The sequence below is a fragment of the Thermophilibacter sp. ZX-H3 genome (genome assembly GCF_052599055.1).
The window spans coordinates 26,072-41,590 of record NZ_JBQXES010000018.1 but is presented as its reverse complement, the minus strand read 5'-3'; the positions used below and the strand labels follow the sequence as shown (position 1 = coordinate 41,590).

Here is a 15,519-nt window from a genome sequence, read left to right as displayed (position 1 = left end):
CGCGCCGGTCGTCAGAGTCCCGTAGCACGCACCCGAGGCGATCGGCTCGCACGCCTTGCCTGATGGCGAGGGAGCGCGACCGCCTCGGGTGCGCGCTAGCTTCCTAGCCGAGAAGAACCTCAGTCACGAGGCGGGTCTCCCCCACCCCGATGCGATAGCGCACCGCGGGGATGAGCGTCTTTCCGCACATGAGGTTCGTGTTGGCCTCGGGGCGCACGAGCACGGGCTCGCCGTCCTTCTCGCCACGCGCGCGCACGCAGCACGCGCGCTCCACGTCCTCGAGCGTGCACTCGTGGTAGTCGCCGGGCACCGCGAAACCGCAGTCGTACGCCTCGCAATCCATGGAGCTCGTCACCACGTGCCGCCGAACATGCCCGCGGGCACACGGCTCGACCCTCGTCTCGACCTCGATGCCGGGCCACGGGCTCCAGCGGCTGACGACCGCATCCCCCTCGAGTCGGGCCTCGAGCACGCCGTCGCGCACGAAGACGCGCCCGTTGATGACGAACGCGAGCATGCTGTCCGGCGCCGCCTCCTCGAGCGTGCGCTGGGAGCGCGAGACGCTGAACCCAAAGCGCGAGGAGTAGGCGAACTTGGAGTACTTCGCGTCCGACTGCGCAAAGGGATGCCCCGGCACCCGCCCGCTCGGGTAGAGCGTGACCTCGCCCCCATCATCGCGCGCGAGCAGCGCACTCCCGGCAAAGGTCGGGCAGACACCCTCCTCTCGCAGGGATTCAACCTCGTTAGGGTCAATCTCCCAGAACGGGTCTTCGGGGGGCAGCATGAGACAGGAGAATGCCTTTAGGGCCCAATAGGGCGAACCCGGCGCGTTGTACCCTTCGGCCATGTGTAGGTTGGGATAGCAGTAGCCAATAGAAAGGGCACCCGCACCGTCACGCATCCGCGACATATCCCAAAAGGCGATGTTTGAGGCAACGATCCGTTTCGCAAGTGCGGGACTCACCTCGTTGAGGTCGATTCCAAGTCCAAGGGCAAGCGAGAAGAACGCACACTGAGCGCAACGATACGTCAGCGAGCGCCCATAGGGGACCGCATGACCATTCGCCGCAAAAAAACGCACGAAGTCCGAGGAAAGCTCGCGAGCGCACGAGGACACCCTCTCCAAGAGTTCGGGGCAGGCGTAGCGCAACACATCCGCATACAGCATCCCGTAGAAATGAAACGAGAAGGGTGTGTAGTAATCGGCGACGCCCGCCAATCCGTCCCTGAACCACCCACCGCCGAGATAGTACTCACTTACGCGGTCGAGCCCGTCACCCAGAGCGCTCTGGTCAAACGACATGCCAAGCCGCATGAGCACCGCGTTAATCAGAGCCGGAAACAGCTGCCAGCTCCCCTCCGGACACGTCACCTCATTGACCTGTAAGAGCCACCTCGCCACCCGTTGCCTCTCAATCTCGGACAGGGGGTCCCACAGGACCTGCGGGGCCTTGGTTAACGCGTACGCGATGGCACCGCTCTCGATGATTTTCTGATCGTGATTACGGAAGCCACCCCAATAGCCCTCAGAGTCCGGATTCGTACCGCAGACGAGCCCGTGGCGATAAAGCGCATCAAGCGGGCCGGCCGATCCACCGCCCGCCCAGAGAGGCACCAGCCCCCAGAGCTGCCGGGCCCACGCCTCCATGGGGATGACCTCGTCCTCATATTGCGCAGAGGTACTCCCGATGTCCAGCCCACTGCCGCCAGCGTCATATCGAGTCTCAAGAGGCACAAGCCATCTCAGGAGAATTGCGGCGAAATCGTCTCTCGTCCTCGGCAACCTTTCCGCTGTCATGCTCGGACACCCCTTCTTCGCATCCATTCCCTCAGATCCCCCATCCTCATCTCACGAAGGTGCGAGAAGGCATGAGGGTCGTCAATGTCGAGGATGACGACTCCTTCGGAATCGCGGCTCCCCTCAACGAGCACCCGGCCAGTCGGAGAAATGACCGAGCTCGGCATGCGTGGCTCTACAATGGGTTTGTAGCTGGGAACAGCCATAGCCGAAGCCACATAGATTCCGCTCTCATAGGCCCTCGCCGTAGCATACGTGGACTCCCAGCCCCACGTGGGACAGAGCACCAGATCCGCACCCTGGAGCGCATACGACTGGGCAACTGTGGGAAATTGCAGGTCCCAGCAGATGCCAATGCCAACTCGACCAAACTCGCCCTCCCAGATGGGAAAGCCGCAGCCAGCTGTCATGTAATCTTTCTCATCGCCGGCGAGAAAGTTCTTACGATAGCGGTGCGCTTCACATCCACGTCGATCAAACACGAGAGCAGTGTTATAGAGCGCTCCGTTTGCCTCCCGCCACAGAACCCCAACGACGATGTTCATGCCAGCGTCACAAGCGAGCCGAGAAAACCGCTGGTAGAGGTCATCCTGGCCGCAGGCAACGAGCTCGGCGGACGAGAGACCTCCCAACAAACCGGGGACGCCGGGATAGTTAACCGCCTCGCTGGTAAGAGCCAAATCGGCCCCGGCTTCAGCCGCCTGCTCGAGCAGCGAGAGGTTCTGCTGGACCATCTTCTCCATGAGGTCCAGAATGGCATCCCGCGGACCAAGAGGCTCTTCCGAGTGAAACGCGTAGAGCGCGTTCTGGCGCTCTTGGATCAGCGCCAGCCTCATGAGACAACCCTCCTCAAGAGCTCGGTGGCCGTGACCTCCTCGGCGCGGACCTCGCGCGACCCGGAGAGGGGCTCTCCCGTGGCGCAGGAGTACTCGACGTTCTTCTCGACGAGCGCGGCGCCCTCCCCGAGCTGGACGAAAGGCCGGCCCGCGCTCTCGGCGTCGGGCGCATACTCGAACGAGCAGTCGGCAAGCTCGAGCGTCCCCGGGACGTCCTCGCGGCCCCTGAAGAACGAGGTCATGCTCACGCCCGTCGCGCGGCAGCGCATGAGGTGCAGGTCGACGAGCGGCCGCTCGGTCTGGTAGCCCCTCTCGGAGCCGTAGTCGTAATTGATGAGGCGGCCCGGGTTCTCGAACGTGCAGTCCTGGACGCGCCAGTTGCACGCGTCCTCCCGGATCACGTCCCCCTTGATGGAGTAGTACTTGATGGCGGCATGCATGTGGTGCGTCCCCTCGAGGATGTGCGGGTACTCGCCGGGGCCGCGGAAGTCGCAGCGCTCGACGAGGAGGTTCGCGCAGCCCAGGCGCAAGGCGTTGCAGGCAGTGTTGAGCAGGCAGTCCTCCACCACGACGTTGCGCGCGTCAAAGCCTGCCACGCAGTCGTCGCCGCACTTGAGCGTGCACCGGCGGATGGTCACGTTGTTGCAGTGGTGGATGTTGAAGCCGTCGTGGCCGCCCAGGATGGTCACGCCCTCGGCGAGCACGTTGTCACAGGAGTCGATCTGGTGGCTCCAGTTGGCCGAGCGCTCGAAGGCGTAGCCGGAGAGGGTCACGTTGCGGCAGCGGCAGATGCGGATGCCCATGGCGCCGCGGAAGCCCTCCTCGCCCTTGGGGTCCGTGCAGTCCACGCCGTCGATGGCAGAGCCCGGCTCGCCGGTGATGACCACGTTCTCCGCGTCCGCGACGGTGATGAGCGCGCGCACGTAGTGCGGGCAGAGGCGCTGGATGCGCACGATGTCCGTGTCAACGGCGTAGGCGAGCGTCGTCGGGATCCCCCAGTCGGTATAGTCCGCGATGTCAGCGGAGCCCTCGACGCGAGCCCCCGCCTCAAGGTGGAGCTCGGTGTTGCCCCACATGCGGACCGATCCGATCCGGTAGGTCCCGGCGGGCACCACAACGCGCGCGCCGCCGGCATCGCGCGCGGCGTCGAGCACGGCCTGGAAGCGCTCCGTGACGAGCCCCTGCTCGCGACCGAGCTCAACAGGGACGACGATGACGGTTCGAGTCATGACGATCCTTTCGGTCTGTCGCTTTGTGACATGGGAATGAGGGGGCTATGCCCTGCGGCCCCAGACCTCGACCTGGGAGAGTCCGGGGAATCCGTCCCTCTCGGCACGCTCGAGGCGAGAGAGGCGCAGCCACTGGATGGTGCGCCCGCCCAGCGAGAAGGACTGGCGCCCGCCCATGCGGGCAAGCTCGAGGTCAATCGCGCGACCGTCGGAGAGCTCGAGGCGGGCCGAGCGCCACCAGGTGTCGTGCGGGAAGTCCGCGCGCAGGTAGAGGGCGAGCTCGTCGGCCACGACCGGCTCGCCGAAGTCCACGCGCAGCCACGCGTCCGGGTTGCCGTTGATGCCCCAGGACTCGTGCGGCCATGAGCCGTGCCCCGCGGTCTCGAAGATGCCGTCGATGGCGTTTCTCGCCCAGAACTGCGGGTTGTCGCAGATGACGTTGGTGCTCGCGTGCGGGAAGAGCGTGGGCGCCGCCCCGTCGGCAAGGCGAAGGTCGTGTGCGTTGAGCGCGAGGTTGCGCCAGGACGCCGCCTCGCGGGGGTCCTCCCTGCGCACGTAGGCCCAGTGGCGCTCGTCGGCAAACGCCCACCCCTTGCCGTAGGGGCAGCATTCGTCGGCCTCCGGGACGGGGAGCTCAAAGCGTCCGCCCACAAGCAGCACGCGGCTCTCGGCGAGGCAGACGTCAAGGCGCATCACGAGGTGCGCCCGGCTCTCGGCACACTCCACCACGAGGCGATCTCCCGGCTCGTAGGCACCGCGCCACGAGAGCGTGACCGCGTCCTCGCCCGTCGAGACGTGACGGACGGCCCCGTTGGCCGAGACGACGGAGAGGGAGAGCGCGCCCATCACACGTCACTCCCCTCGACGTCCGCATAGGAGAAGCGCGAGAAGGTCGCGCAGGCGGTCTTGTCAAAGCAGTCCACGCACGTCACGCCCACGACGGTGCCGGTGTAGGACCAGCCGCTCACGTGCTCGTCGGACATCGTCGACGCATCCAGCACGACAGGCGCGCCGTCCTGCCCGAGCACGGGCGCCAGGGCACCCCCGTCATATGCGTAGGAGAGCATGAGGTCGTACGCGCGCACGTCGACTGCCAGCGTGACCTCGCGCACGTCGTCGGGCACGCGCACGCGGGCGGCATCGCCGAGCGGCATCGAGAACGACCCGTTGTCGCACGCGAGCACGTCGATCGCACGCATGCCCGCCGCCTCGTCCCAGCCGAGCGAGAGGTAGACGAAGGCCCGAGCGTCGTACTCGCAGATCAGGCCGGCGCTCTGGTTGTAGTGCGCGGGCGAGAAGGACAGCGTCGTCTCCGCGTGCCACGAGAAGCTCGTCACGCGGCGCACGAGGGCCGAGCGGTCAAAGAGGGAGCTCGGGGAGTCCCCGCCCGAGAGGACGAGCCCCTCGCCCGCAAGCCCCATGCGCGCGGGGTCGATGGCGCGCGGGGCGAGCCACTCCTCACGCCAGAGACGCGCGAGGCCGCCCTCGGAAGAAAACGAGGTCTCATACGAGCGGCGGGGCCTGTCGACAGCCCCGGGGACCGCGTCCACCTGGGGGGCGATGCCGCCCGAGGCGAGGCGAGGCCATCCGTCAACCCACACCACGGGCTGGAGCGCCGTCTCGCGCCCGAGCGGCGAGAGGCCGTCCTCGTGCTCGTCGAAGACGTGCGGCGTGCCGTCACGGCGCGGCAGGTAGCGGCTCGTCAGATGGCAGACGTACCACTGGCCGCCCGGACCCTCGACGAAGTTGCCGTGCCCCGCCTTGCGCAGCGGGGTCTCGGCGCACCACGAGCACACGAGCGGCTCGGGGCAGACCTCGTACGGGCCCCAGAGCTCGCGCGAGCGCGCCATGCGGATGCGGTGCCGCCGGCCCGTGCCGCCCTCCGCGCAGGTGATGTAGTACCAGCCGTCATGACGCATCACGTGCGGGCCCTCGCGCAGCCAGTTCACCGCGTCATCGTTGCCGAGCACCACGCGCGGCTCGCCGACGAGCCCCTCCTCGAGAGAGAACTCCTGCATGACGAGGTCGTTGAAGCGGTGGTGCCCCGGGAGCGGCCGCGGGTCCCACTGGGGGTTCACCACGTAGTGGCGCCCGCCCTCGTGATAGAGGCCCGGGTCAAAGCCCGAGGCGTTCACGAAGACCGGCTCGGACCACGGCCCCTCGATTCGCTCGGCGGTGACCACGTAGTTGGAGACGTCCTTGAAGATGCCGTCGATCTGGCGGCAGACGGTATAGGTGAGCCAGAAGCGGCCGGAGTCCTCGTCAAAGGTGAGGTCGGGGGCCCACACGCCCGCGGAGTCGGGAACGCCGCGCAGGTCAAGACCCGTGAGCGCGCCGCCCACGCACTCCCAGTTGGCTAGGTCGTCGGAGACGTACAGCGAGACCCCCGGCAGCCATTGGAAGGTCGAGGTTGCCAGATAGTAGCGCCCATGCGCCGCGCAGAGGCACGGGTCGGGATGGAACCCGCGCAGCACGGGATTCTTCACGCTCATGATGCCCTTCCCTCCCGCGCGGCGAGGATGGCGTCGATCGCCTCCGCCACGCCGTCGTGCTCGTTGTCCGCGACGAGCATGTCCGCTGCATCGCGGACCGGCTCGATGGCGTTTCCCATTGCGATTCCAAGGCCGACCACGCCCATCGACTCCACGTCGTTCTCGTCGTCCCCGACGGCCGCGACCTCGGAAAGCGAGAGTCCCATCGCGCGGGCGAGGGCGGAGATGCCCTCGGCCTTGGAGCAGCCGGCGTCGGTCACGTCCATCCAGCAGACGTCCGACTGTGCGAGCGTGGCCTCCGGCAGCGCGCCGGCGAGAAGGGCGCGCAGCCCCTGATAGCTCTCGTCGTCTTCCGCGTGGAGCGCGCACTTGAGCAGCTCGCCCGAGCGGGTGCGGACCTCGCCCAGCAGCTCGTCGTAGCCCCCGCACCCCTGGTAGCGACTCGTCGCCGCCATCTCGCTCGCCGCACGGGTGACAGTTCCCGAGTTGAGGTTGAAGTCCGCTCCCGAGACGGAGATGTAGCAGCCCGCCCGCCTGGCGACCTCAACGGCGCGCTCGGCGCACTCGAGCGAGATGCCGTGGCGGAAGACCTCGCGCCCGTCGAGCATGACGTAGGCACCCGAGAGGCAGACGGCCGTATAGGGAAGGCCGAGGTCGTCCATGAGGGCGCAGACGTTGAGGGGGTGCCGTCCGCTCGCGATGGCCACCGCGAGCCCCGCCTCGCAGGCGCGGGCGAGCGCCGCGCGGTTGCCCCGCGAGACGTTCTTCTCGCTGTTGCAGAGGGTACCGTCGAGGTCGAGGCAGACGAGCCGGATGCGGGAGGCGGCGGGGCCAGCGTCTACCATAGGAGCACGTCCTCCCCCGTGAGCCTGAGAACCGCCTCGAGGAAGTAGTAGTCCGCGTAGCACATGTGAACGTGGCGGTCCTTCTCGGAGTGATACGCCCCCGAGCACATCTGGACCACGCCGTCGTGCGAGACGTCCCAGTCGCAGAAGCGCTCGTCGGTGGCGCGCAGGATCTTGACCGCCCAGTCCACCCAGCTCGCGCGCTCGGCCCCCTCGCAGGAGCGGGCGATCTCGAGCATGCCGCAGGCCGCGATGCACCCCGCGAGCGCGTCCCAGTACACGGGCTCCGCGGGCTGGCGGAAGTCGAGCAGCGCCACGTTGCCGGTCTGCGCGACCTGGCTTATGAAGTAGTGCCCCACGCGCTTGGCGCAGTCGAGGTAGCGCTCGTCGCCCGTATGGCGGTAGCTGAGCGCAAACCCGTAGACCGCCCAGCTCTGGCCGCGGCTCCAGGCAGACCCGCTCGCAAAGCCCTGTCCCGCGGGGGTCTCCAGGAGCTCTCCCGTGGCGGGGTCGAGCACGATGATGTGGTTGCAGGAGCCGTCGCCGCGCACCGTGTTCGCCATGACCGTATCCGCGTGGTCGGTCGCCACGTAGGTGAAGCGCGGGTCGCCGATGGCGTCCGACGCCCAGTAGAGCAGCGGGATGTTCATCATCGAGTCAACGATGACCCATCCGGCGCGGTCGCGGTTCCAGGAGCGGATGAAGCGCCCGCGCGGGTTGTAGCGGCCCGCAAGGAGATGGGCGGCGTGCAGGCCGCGCGCGAGGCTGCGCTCGTTGCCCGTGAGGCGAAAGTCCGCCACGGCTGAGAGGAGCCACATGAAGCCCACGTCATGATGGAGGCCCGTGTAGCGGTCGAAGGCGCCGTCGAGCCGGTCCTCGACGCCGCGTGCCGCCTCGAGGTACTTCTCGTCCCCCGTGACGTGGTAGCACTGCCAGAGGATGCCCGGCCAGAAGCCGTTGGTCCACCAGATCAGGTCCTCCGGCGTCTCGCCCAAGTCCTTCCTATAGACGTGGTCCTCGGCGATGTAGGGAATGCGGTCGCCGACGCGGTCGCACTCTGCGGAGAAGCGCTCAAGAAGCCTGTCGCGGGTCTTGCGCGCCCACTTCCAATCATCGAGACTCAGATTAAACGTAGGATGCAACATCAACGCTCCTCTCAAGCTCTTCCTGCCCCACCGAGTAGTCCTGGGCGGCACGCGCCCTCATGGCCTCCGCCCGTGCCGTGTCCCCACTCGTCTCATAGCACTTGGAGAGCAGATACTCGACATAACCGCGCGTCTTCCGAGCGGGACCGCCCTCAAGTTGGGACAGGCGCTTCTCCAGCTCGTCACGATGGCAGGTCTTTCCCTGGAGCACTGTGTCGAAGTAGATTCGATAAGTCCGGGCCGCCTCCGAGCTCATGACCCTCTCGATCTCATCGAGGAGGCGACGGCAGTGGGAGGCGTCCTCCCGACGAGCAAGTATTTCAAACGCCGTGCCAAGCACCTGAGAGCGCTGCGAGTCGTTCAGACTCATCCTCATGAGAGTGTTCGTCTGTTCGCGGACCTCCTTGTCAGTACCGCATTTCCCGAGCAGTTGCAGCGTAAGAAGCTCGCGCGCGTAGAGCGAGACGGTCGCCCGGGAAACATTTGAGTCCCTCAGAGAAGCGAACCCCTCTCTGTCTCCCCGCGAAACGAGCTCCTTCAGTCTTCCGTACTGACGCGAGCGCACACAAAGTGACACGACCCAGCAGACCAATGCCGCTAATGCAATCAGGGCGGCGGCGAGTACGAAGTCTTTCACCAATGCCTCCGGGGAGTTACGTCACGTCGGGCGCCGAGACCGTGCCCCGGCGCCCGACGGACAAAAGGCGTTCCAGTCTTAACCGCAGACGCCAAGCGCGGTCAGCGCAATGGCAGCCACGAACAGAATGAGCATGAGCAGCATGGGACGGTTGTGCTTGCGCAGGTAGGCAAAGCACAGGAGCGTGAGCCCCAGAGGGAGGATTCCTGGCATGATCTGGTTGAGAACCGACTGGAGGTCAAAGGTCACGCCGTTACCCATGTCAAGCACGAGCGAGGTGGAGAAGCCGACGAAGGAAGCGGTCATGGCACCGACCATGAGCATACCGAGCACGTTGAGCCCCTTCGTAATGGAGGCAATCATGCCGCTCTCGAGCGCCTCGGCCACAAATCCGGAGCCCAGCTTCATGCCCATCGTGCCCATGAGCCACTGAATCAGCAGGTTCGGAACGTTGTACACCACCAGGAACAGCACGGGACCGAGCCACAGGCCCTGCTGGGAGAAGCCAAGTGCGATGCCGGTCGTGAGAATGCGGAGCACGCCAACGGCAATGGAGTCGCCAATGCCCGCAAACGGTCCCATGAGGGCAACCTTGAGCGACTCGATCGAGTTGTCGTCGAAGTCTTTGCCCGCGTCGAGTGCCGCCTTGCGCTCGTACTCCATGGTCACCACGAGCGCCAAAATGAACGGGTTCATCATAGGCGTGGTGTTGAAGAAGTTGGAGTGGCGCTTCATAGCGTCGTAGAACTCGTCAGTCTCCTTGCCGTAAATGTCCTCGAGAAACGGCATCATGACGTGAGCGAACGTGGTGCCCTCAAGCTTGGTGTAGGAGTTCACGAAGAGCAGCCACCAGTTGCGCGTGATTATTCGCCTCAGCGTCTTCTTCTGTGCCGGCCCATCCAGAACGGGGGTCGCCCCCGTCGTAGCAGCTACGTTAGTCATTGAAGAAGTCCTCACTCTCGTCATCGGAAGCAGAGTTCAGCACAGGAGCAGCCTTGCGCTCCTTAATCTCCTTCAGGTCCTTAAAGATTATGATTGCGGCAATGGCGAACCCGAAGAAGGCAACCTCGACGAGCGTCATGACCGTGGAGGAAGAAGTTGCGAGCGCAATCACTCCGTCCTCGCCCAGCGTGGCGCCAGTGGCCGAGGTGTAGGTGAGGAACGCCATCAGGCCGAAGCCGATGAAGTACCAGGGCATGCTCTCCTTCGTGTACAGGGACTTGAGGAGCAGTGCGAGGCCGAGCGCAGGAACCATGGTCGAGGCGACGGTCATACCACTTGTGAACCAATCGGGGAGGGCGTTAACGAACGCGCCAACCGCATCGGCACCGGCGAGGATGCACACGAAGCCGAAAACGAAGTAGCAGAGGTGGTAAACCACGAACTGGCCCCACCATAGGGCGTTGTAGGCGCTGAGCTTGTGCTGGTCGAGCAGCTCATCGAACTTCGGAACGATTGCACAGACACCAACCTCAATGACGTTGAAGAGCACAGACCCGAGCATGGAGATCGGCACGGCGAGCGTGATCGCCGTGGCAACGTCCTGGCCAAGGACCATTGCAAAGGCGCCGCCGAACAGCGAGCCCAAGCAATAGTCGGAGGGCATGACACCACCCATGCTCACGTTGCCAATGAAGACGAGCTCGAGCTGGGCAGCAAGAAGGATTCCCGTCGTCGCTAGCTCAGGCTGACCCATAACGAGAGAGAGCAGAAGACCTTCGAACGCGACACAGAAGATCGGACGCGAGAGTTGCGACCAGAAGAACCAGTCCAAGAATTTGAACAGCGCTGCGCATAAACCAACCACGAGCGCGGGACCCATAAGATCCATATCTCTACCTACCTTTCCTGTCTCTACATAAATGTCGAGCTATCGCATGCGCTGGCCAGGCGCAGATGCACACTACGTATGCGCCTAACCCATAAGCGACATGAAGTCGCGACGAGCGTCACCGGGAAGCGCCTGATGAATGACCTCAACCCCCATCTGAGCAATCTTCTTTATGACGTCCTTGTCGTCTTCCGTGAGGTATACGGACTCGGAGAGCTTTTGCTTGCTGGCAAGGTTGCCACCAATTCGCCCGTAGTTCGCGATGTCCAAGACCGGACGCTCCCCTATGCCTTCAAACACAGCAAGAAGGTCGCGGGGGTCATTTGAGATAAGAAGGATTTTCATATTTCGAGAGCGCGGATCCGAGAGGAGAGAAATGGCCTTCTCTGTCGAAACAACAGCAGCTTTTACTCCCTCCGGAGCCGCCGCCTTAAGAGCGGCCACCTGCAGTGCGTTCTTGGCGATGGCGACGCTCGCCACGATGATGCGCGTCACGGCGAGCTCCTTGCACCACTTGACGGCAACCTGCCCGTGGATGAGTCGGTCGTCCACGCGAGCCATGCTGATCATCTTGCGTACCACCTTTCTGTTTGGGCTGCTCAGCTTCCACGGCCCGGCCCCGCCGAGCCGATCGGGTCCTAGAAGAAGTCGTCCTCGGCGTCCGCCGGGTCATCCGCCACCTCGAGCGTGACGAGCTGCGTCGTCGCGCGGGCGTCCTCTATGGCCTGCTCGATGTCCCCGTCCGTGAGCGCCCCGTCGACGGAGAGCAGGCCGATCACCAGCGGCAGGCTCATGCCGGCCACGATCTTGACGTTGTCCATCCCGTAGAGGTCCTGGAGGCACTGGTTGCAGACGCTGCCCCCCAGGATGTCGGCCACGACGACGGTCTGCTCGTCGGAGTGGGCGAGCACGCCCTCGCGCACGGCCTTGCCGAGCTCGACCACGCTGCCGTCCGGCGTGAGGCAGTGGGCGTCAACGTCGGCGCCGAAGATCATCTTCACGGTGCCGGCCATACCCTCCGCCAGCCTGTTGTGGGAGACCAGAACCACGCGCTTGTCCATCGAGCTTCCCTTCGTCCGCGCCCTTCTCGCTAGCAAACTTTTTTGGTAATGTTTTGCTAACTGGTTTAGTAAACGAGGTCATTATAGCAAGGGACCAAACGTTGTGCACAACTTTTTTCGGAAAGACGGTTAGTGGCAGATATTTCCGCTAATACACCGTTTATCGGCGATTTTATACCGTCTACCGAACAAAGTCTCCCACTCGAATGGCATACATTTGTGAAAAACAGCGTGATAAATCGTTTACTTCATGAGTCTGGCGGACCGTCCACTCACACTGAGACATGGCACGCACCCGAACCAATCGGTTCGCGCGCCTTGCCTGATGGCGAGGGCATGCAACCGCCTCGGGTGCGCACCTAGTCCGGGCGCCGTCCCCGGTCACTCCGCCGGATACCCCGGCTCGCCGCAGACCACGCAGGCGAGCCATGTGGTCCCCGCCGTGATCCGCGCCCTCAGCACGGGGACGGCGCTCCGCTCGCAGCTGTAGATGTTGGTGTTGGGGTCCTGGAGGACAACGTCGGCGTCGCGGTCGCTCCACAGGACGCCGCGCATGGCGTCGGCAAGCCCCGCCTCCTCGACGGAGCGCTCGAGGGTGTCGTCACACGCCCGCGCGTCCACGATGCCGGAGCGCCAGAGACGGCCCGCCTCGGACACGCGCGAGAGCAGCACGGCGCCGTCGCGCTCCTCCTCGGGAGCGTCCTCCTTGGGGTTCCACCCGAAGAGCGGGAACGCCCCCTCGCAGACGTCGAGGGAGCTCGACGACTCGACGTGGTGGATGCGCACGTGCGTGGACTCGTTCACCGGGATGAGCCAGGTCTCCACCTGCGCGATGGACGCGTAGCGCCAGAGGGTGTGGGCATAGCCCGCGCGCACCTCCCCCATGTCGACGCGGTCGCGCGAGGCGTACTGGTCAAGCCCCGCGACGGAGAGCGCCAGGCACGAGTCGACGGCAAAGTAGGTGAGGCCGCAGACGTCGCGCGAGATGTTCCACCCAAACGCGGACGAGTAGCAGAGCTTGCCGTAGCGCGACATCCCGCCCGAGACCGTGGGGCCGCCGAACTGCGTGGCGGAGAGCAGGTAGCTGTGGTGAGGGCCGCTCACGGCAAGGACGCCGGGGCCCGGCTCCACGCGCACGGGCTCTCGCGCGGGCTCGCGCTCCGCGACGGACCAGAACTCGTCTGCGGGCGGGAGCGCCAGCACCACGAGCGCGCGAAGGGCGCGCGCGGGAGAGGCGGGCGAGCAGTAGTTCTCCACGAGGGAGAGGTTGGGATAGCCGTACCCGGGCGCCAGCGGGCCGGATGCCGGGATCAGGTGCGCGTGCCACCAGCGCAGGTGCTGCAGGAGCAGGCGCTTGACCTCGCCGAGCCCCAGGGAGTGCGTCCCCGTGAGGGCCTCCGCCGCCCAGAAGCACCCGTGCCCGAAGCGATAGAAGATGCTGCGCCCAAACGGGACGGAGCGGCCCTGCCGGTCGAACCACGAGACGTAGTCCCGCTCGAAGGCGGCGGCGCGGGCCTCCTCGTCCGGCAGCGGGCACGCCTCGGGCGCAAACCGGTGCAGCAGCAGGAGGACGAAGTGGAAGGAGAGGCCGATGTAGTGGTCGCGCTGGAACGGACGGCCGTTCTCGTACCACCCGTCGCCCGCGTACATCGACTCGATCGAGCGCAGGTCAAGGGCGAGACGCTCGGCGTCGTACGGCAGTCCGGCCGCGGCGAGCCCCGCGTTCACGAGCGCACGGGAGCAGAACCAGCCGCCCCACGGGAGGTCCACCCCGTTGGCGAGGTTCAGCCAGGCGACCAGGCGGTCGCGCTCCTCGGGGGTGAGGCGCGAGAGAAGCTCCTCGGGGCACACGAGAAGGCCGTAGCCGAAGACCTCCATCTCCACGATGATCTGACGGCGCGGGAGCGTGGGCTCCGGGAAGGCGAGCGGACCCTCGGGATCGAGCCCGTCCTTGATGCGCCTGACGAACGGCCCCACGTCCTTCTCGTCAAACTCGCCGGACGCCAGGAGCGAGAAGATTGCCCAGAGGGGGCGGACCGCCCACTCGAAGCGCCGGATGTCCTCGTCGTAGGTCGAGCCCGAGGTCGCAGGATAGGCGTACGGATCCGGCAGAAGGTCGCGCAGCCACGCGATCAGGTCGTCGCGCGTGCTCAGGTCCCGGTGGCGCCGCGTCATGTCTGTCCCTCCCGCGTCTCGGTTTTCGTAAACGTTTAGTCACACGATAGCACGACGGTACTGTCCTGGCGCGCTTTCCGCCGGACAGAATATAACTAGGGCCGTGCGTACCTTGTTGCCCGCCCCTCACCGAGCCTGAGCACGGCCCCCTTTGACACAAGCGCGTCAAGCGCCGCGAGCGCACGCGCGCGACTGAGGTGCGCCTCATCCTCGATCGCCCGACGCGCGAGGACGCGTCCCCCTCCGAGGGTCTTGAGAACGCTCCTCTCGTCTTCGGTTCCCTCGAACGCATCCATGACAGGAAGCGTTACCGAGATAAAGCCATCGCGCAGGTCAAAGACGGGCTGGGCAACCGATCCCTGATACGACCTTCTGATTCGGGTGATGCCCGTACCAAACTTCTCGATGTAATCGAGCTTGAAGAACACCTCCGCCAACACCGGGTTTCTCAGCAGGGAGATCTGGCCGTAGAGATACTGCTCATCGGTCAGGCCCGAGGGAAGCCCGCCAGGAGACGTCACCACAATGCGGTTTTCGTACAGGGCAACCTGAACGTTTGCCCGAACGTCCCACGTTCGGTGGACAAGGGCGTTCGCCAGCGCCTCGCGAAACGCCTCGCGCGGCACGCGGGACAGGAGCTTCCTTGTGGTCCCCTCCACCCGCTCGTAGCAGTAATAGCGGACGAACATCTCAACGGCTCGGTCGATTTGCTCCAGCACCGAGATTCCCACGAGGGTCTCTCGGTCATAGATCACGTCCCCGCTATCCCCGAACCTGACGATGTCGACGCCGGGAAAGTCGTTCTCGTCCGCAAGAAGTGCGGCAGCGTTGGTGTACCCGTCCTTGTTAAGCAGGCCAAGCGTGAGAAGGACATCCCTACTCAGGGCCTCGATGCCGAGGCTTTTTGAGAGCTTTCTCTCCAGCAGGGAAAACGATACGTCCTGGCGGGCAGACGGCAACTCATCATATGTCCGATTGCTCCCCTCAAGCACCAGCCTGCCGTACTCGAGACGGTCGACCTCTATCGTTGCCGAGTCTCCACGCCGATACGCCCTCCCCTTGCTCCGATAGGGCTTGTCCGGGCCCTCGTAGACGGTGAGCGTCACCGTCCCCGCCGCCTCGTCAGGCTCAAGCGCGTACCGGGGGATGGGGTCGAGGCTGTCATTGATCATGTTCTCGATCCGCAGGCACGAGGAAACCGGGTCGTCAATGCCAACGCACACCCCGTTGTCATTGACGCCAAAAACGATGCGCCCGGTCCCGTAGTTTGCGAACGCGCTCACCGTCTTGAGGAACGTCGGCGTGACCGCCTCCTTGAACTCTGTCGTGGGCGTCTCTCGAATGACCATGGCTCCTCGTTTCGTACGCCTTCCATCACGATTGTAAGACGATTTTACATTTCGTACTGATACTTTGAGGACGAAATTATAAATCGTCTTTTCTTCAGGCATACGCGCCTCCCGCGCGATG

The 15,519-nt window shown here is 65.0% G+C and carries 14 protein-coding genes; all 14 read right to left on the bottom strand.

What is annotated here, in order from left to right:
* Positions 1-103: 103 nt before the first annotated feature.
* The 14 genes from ACULPM_RS08500 to ACULPM_RS08435 all read right to left on the bottom strand — a co-directional run bounded on the left by ACULPM_RS08500 (position 104) and on the right by ACULPM_RS08435 (position 15,398).
* The gene (locus ACULPM_RS08500; RefSeq protein WP_445332146.1) at positions 104-1,798 is read right to left on the bottom strand and encodes a DUF2264 domain-containing protein; all 1,695 of its coding nucleotides are present in this window, start codon (positions 1,796-1,798) and stop codon (positions 104-106) included.
* Positions 1,795-2,634, bottom strand: a complete 840-nt coding sequence (locus tag ACULPM_RS08495) for a carbon-nitrogen hydrolase family protein (protein ID WP_445332132.1) — start codon at positions 2,632-2,634, stop codon at positions 1,795-1,797. The genes ACULPM_RS08500 and ACULPM_RS08495 overlap by 4 nt, the downstream gene beginning before the upstream one ends.
* Complete coding sequence (locus tag ACULPM_RS08490) at positions 2,631-3,863, bottom strand: right-handed parallel beta-helix repeat-containing protein (protein WP_445332131.1); 1,233 nt, start codon at positions 3,861-3,863, stop codon at positions 2,631-2,633. The genes ACULPM_RS08495 and ACULPM_RS08490 overlap by 4 nt, the downstream gene beginning before the upstream one ends.
* Positions 3,864-3,908: 45 nt before the next feature.
* Complete coding sequence (locus ACULPM_RS08485) at positions 3,909-4,709, bottom strand: DUF7402 domain-containing protein (RefSeq protein ID WP_445332130.1); 801 nt, start codon at positions 4,707-4,709, stop codon at positions 3,909-3,911.
* A complete protein-coding gene (locus ACULPM_RS08480; RefSeq protein WP_445332129.1) occupies positions 4,709-6,355 on the bottom strand; it encodes a family 43 glycosylhydrolase in 1,647 nt (548 codons plus the stop codon). The genes ACULPM_RS08485 and ACULPM_RS08480 overlap by 1 nt, the downstream gene beginning before the upstream one ends.
* Positions 6,352-7,200: an HAD family hydrolase gene (locus ACULPM_RS08475; protein ID WP_445332128.1), complete on the bottom strand. Its 849-nt coding sequence runs from the start codon at positions 7,198-7,200 to the stop codon at positions 6,352-6,354. The genes ACULPM_RS08480 and ACULPM_RS08475 overlap by 4 nt, the downstream gene beginning before the upstream one ends.
* Positions 7,194-8,345, bottom strand: coding sequence for a glycoside hydrolase family 88 protein (locus tag ACULPM_RS08470; RefSeq protein WP_445332127.1), 1,152 nt, complete (start codon positions 8,343-8,345; stop codon positions 7,194-7,196). Before ACULPM_RS08470 ends, ACULPM_RS08475 begins: the two co-directional genes overlap by 7 nt.
* Positions 8,326-8,982, bottom strand: coding sequence for a hypothetical protein (locus ACULPM_RS08465; protein ID WP_445332126.1), 657 nt, complete (start codon positions 8,980-8,982; stop codon positions 8,326-8,328). The genes ACULPM_RS08470 and ACULPM_RS08465 overlap by 20 nt, the downstream gene beginning before the upstream one ends.
* Before the next feature lie 78 nt (positions 8,983-9,060).
* Positions 9,061-9,924 carry a PTS system mannose/fructose/sorbose family transporter subunit IID gene (locus tag ACULPM_RS08460; protein WP_445332125.1) on the bottom strand — a complete coding sequence of 288 codons (864 nt, stop codon included), beginning with the start codon at positions 9,922-9,924 and terminating at the stop codon, positions 9,061-9,063.
* A complete protein-coding gene (locus ACULPM_RS08455) occupies positions 9,917-10,813 on the bottom strand; it encodes a PTS sugar transporter subunit IIC (protein ID WP_445332124.1) in 897 nt (298 codons plus the stop codon). The genes ACULPM_RS08460 and ACULPM_RS08455 overlap by 8 nt, the downstream gene beginning before the upstream one ends.
* Positions 10,814-10,897: 84 nt before the next feature.
* A complete protein-coding gene (locus tag ACULPM_RS08450) occupies positions 10,898-11,374 on the bottom strand; it encodes a PTS system mannose/fructose/N-acetylgalactosamine-transporter subunit IIB (RefSeq protein WP_445332123.1) in 477 nt (158 codons plus the stop codon).
* Positions 11,375-11,451: 77 nt separating this feature from the next.
* Positions 11,452-11,874 (bottom strand): PTS sugar transporter subunit IIA, encoded by a 423-nt coding sequence (locus ACULPM_RS08445; RefSeq protein ID WP_445332122.1) that lies wholly within the window; start codon positions 11,872-11,874, stop codon positions 11,452-11,454.
* 381 nt (positions 11,875-12,255) lie between these two features.
* The gene (locus ACULPM_RS08440; RefSeq protein ID WP_445332121.1) at positions 12,256-14,049 is read right to left on the bottom strand and encodes a DUF2264 domain-containing protein; all 1,794 of its coding nucleotides are present in this window, start codon (positions 14,047-14,049) and stop codon (positions 12,256-12,258) included.
* A 95-nt stretch (positions 14,050-14,144) separates the two neighbouring features.
* Positions 14,145-15,398 carry an ATP-binding protein gene (locus ACULPM_RS08435; protein ID WP_417802112.1) on the bottom strand — a complete coding sequence of 418 codons (1,254 nt, stop codon included), beginning with the start codon at positions 15,396-15,398 and terminating at the stop codon, positions 14,145-14,147.
* Positions 15,399-15,519 lie beyond the last annotated feature (121 nt).

What these genes read in the sequence shown, in the direction of transcription:
- ACULPM_RS08500 (WP_445332146.1), bottom strand. Translation starts at nt 1,798, where the DNA reads ATGACAGCGGAAAGGTTGCCGAGGACGAGAGACGATTTCGCCGCAATT.
- ACULPM_RS08495 (WP_445332132.1), bottom strand. Translation starts at nt 2,634, where the DNA reads ATGAGGCTGGCGCTGATCCAAGAGCGCCAGAACGCGCTCTACGCGTTT.
- ACULPM_RS08490 (WP_445332131.1), bottom strand. Translation starts at nt 3,863, where the DNA reads ATGACTCGAACCGTCATCGTCGTCCCTGTTGAGCTCGGTCGCGAGCAG.
- ACULPM_RS08485 (WP_445332130.1), bottom strand. Translation starts at nt 4,709, where the DNA reads ATGGGCGCGCTCTCCCTCTCCGTCGTCTCGGCCAACGGGGCCGTCCGT.
- ACULPM_RS08480 (WP_445332129.1), bottom strand. Translation starts at nt 6,355, where the DNA reads ATGAGCGTGAAGAATCCCGTGCTGCGCGGGTTCCATCCCGACCCGTGC.
- ACULPM_RS08475 (WP_445332128.1), bottom strand. Translation starts at nt 7,200, where the DNA reads ATGGTAGACGCTGGCCCCGCCGCCTCCCGCATCCGGCTCGTCTGCCTC.
- ACULPM_RS08470 (WP_445332127.1), bottom strand. Translation starts at nt 8,345, where the DNA reads ATGTTGCATCCTACGTTTAATCTGAGTCTCGATGATTGGAAGTGGGCG.
- ACULPM_RS08460 (WP_445332125.1), bottom strand. Translation starts at nt 9,924, where the DNA reads ATGACTAACGTAGCTGCTACGACGGGGGCGACCCCCGTTCTGGATGGG.
- ACULPM_RS08455 (WP_445332124.1), bottom strand. Translation starts at nt 10,813, where the DNA reads ATGGATCTTATGGGTCCCGCGCTCGTGGTTGGTTTATGCGCAGCGCTG.
- ACULPM_RS08450 (WP_445332123.1), bottom strand. Translation starts at nt 11,374, where the DNA reads ATGGCTCGCGTGGACGACCGACTCATCCACGGGCAGGTTGCCGTCAAG.
- ACULPM_RS08445 (WP_445332122.1), bottom strand. Translation starts at nt 11,874, where the DNA reads ATGGACAAGCGCGTGGTTCTGGTCTCCCACAACAGGCTGGCGGAGGGT.
- ACULPM_RS08440 (WP_445332121.1), bottom strand. Translation starts at nt 14,049, where the DNA reads ATGACGCGGCGCCACCGGGACCTGAGCACGCGCGACGACCTGATCGCG.
- ACULPM_RS08435 (WP_417802112.1), bottom strand. Translation starts at nt 15,398, where the DNA reads ATGGTCATTCGAGAGACGCCCACGACAGAGTTCAAGGAGGCGGTCACG.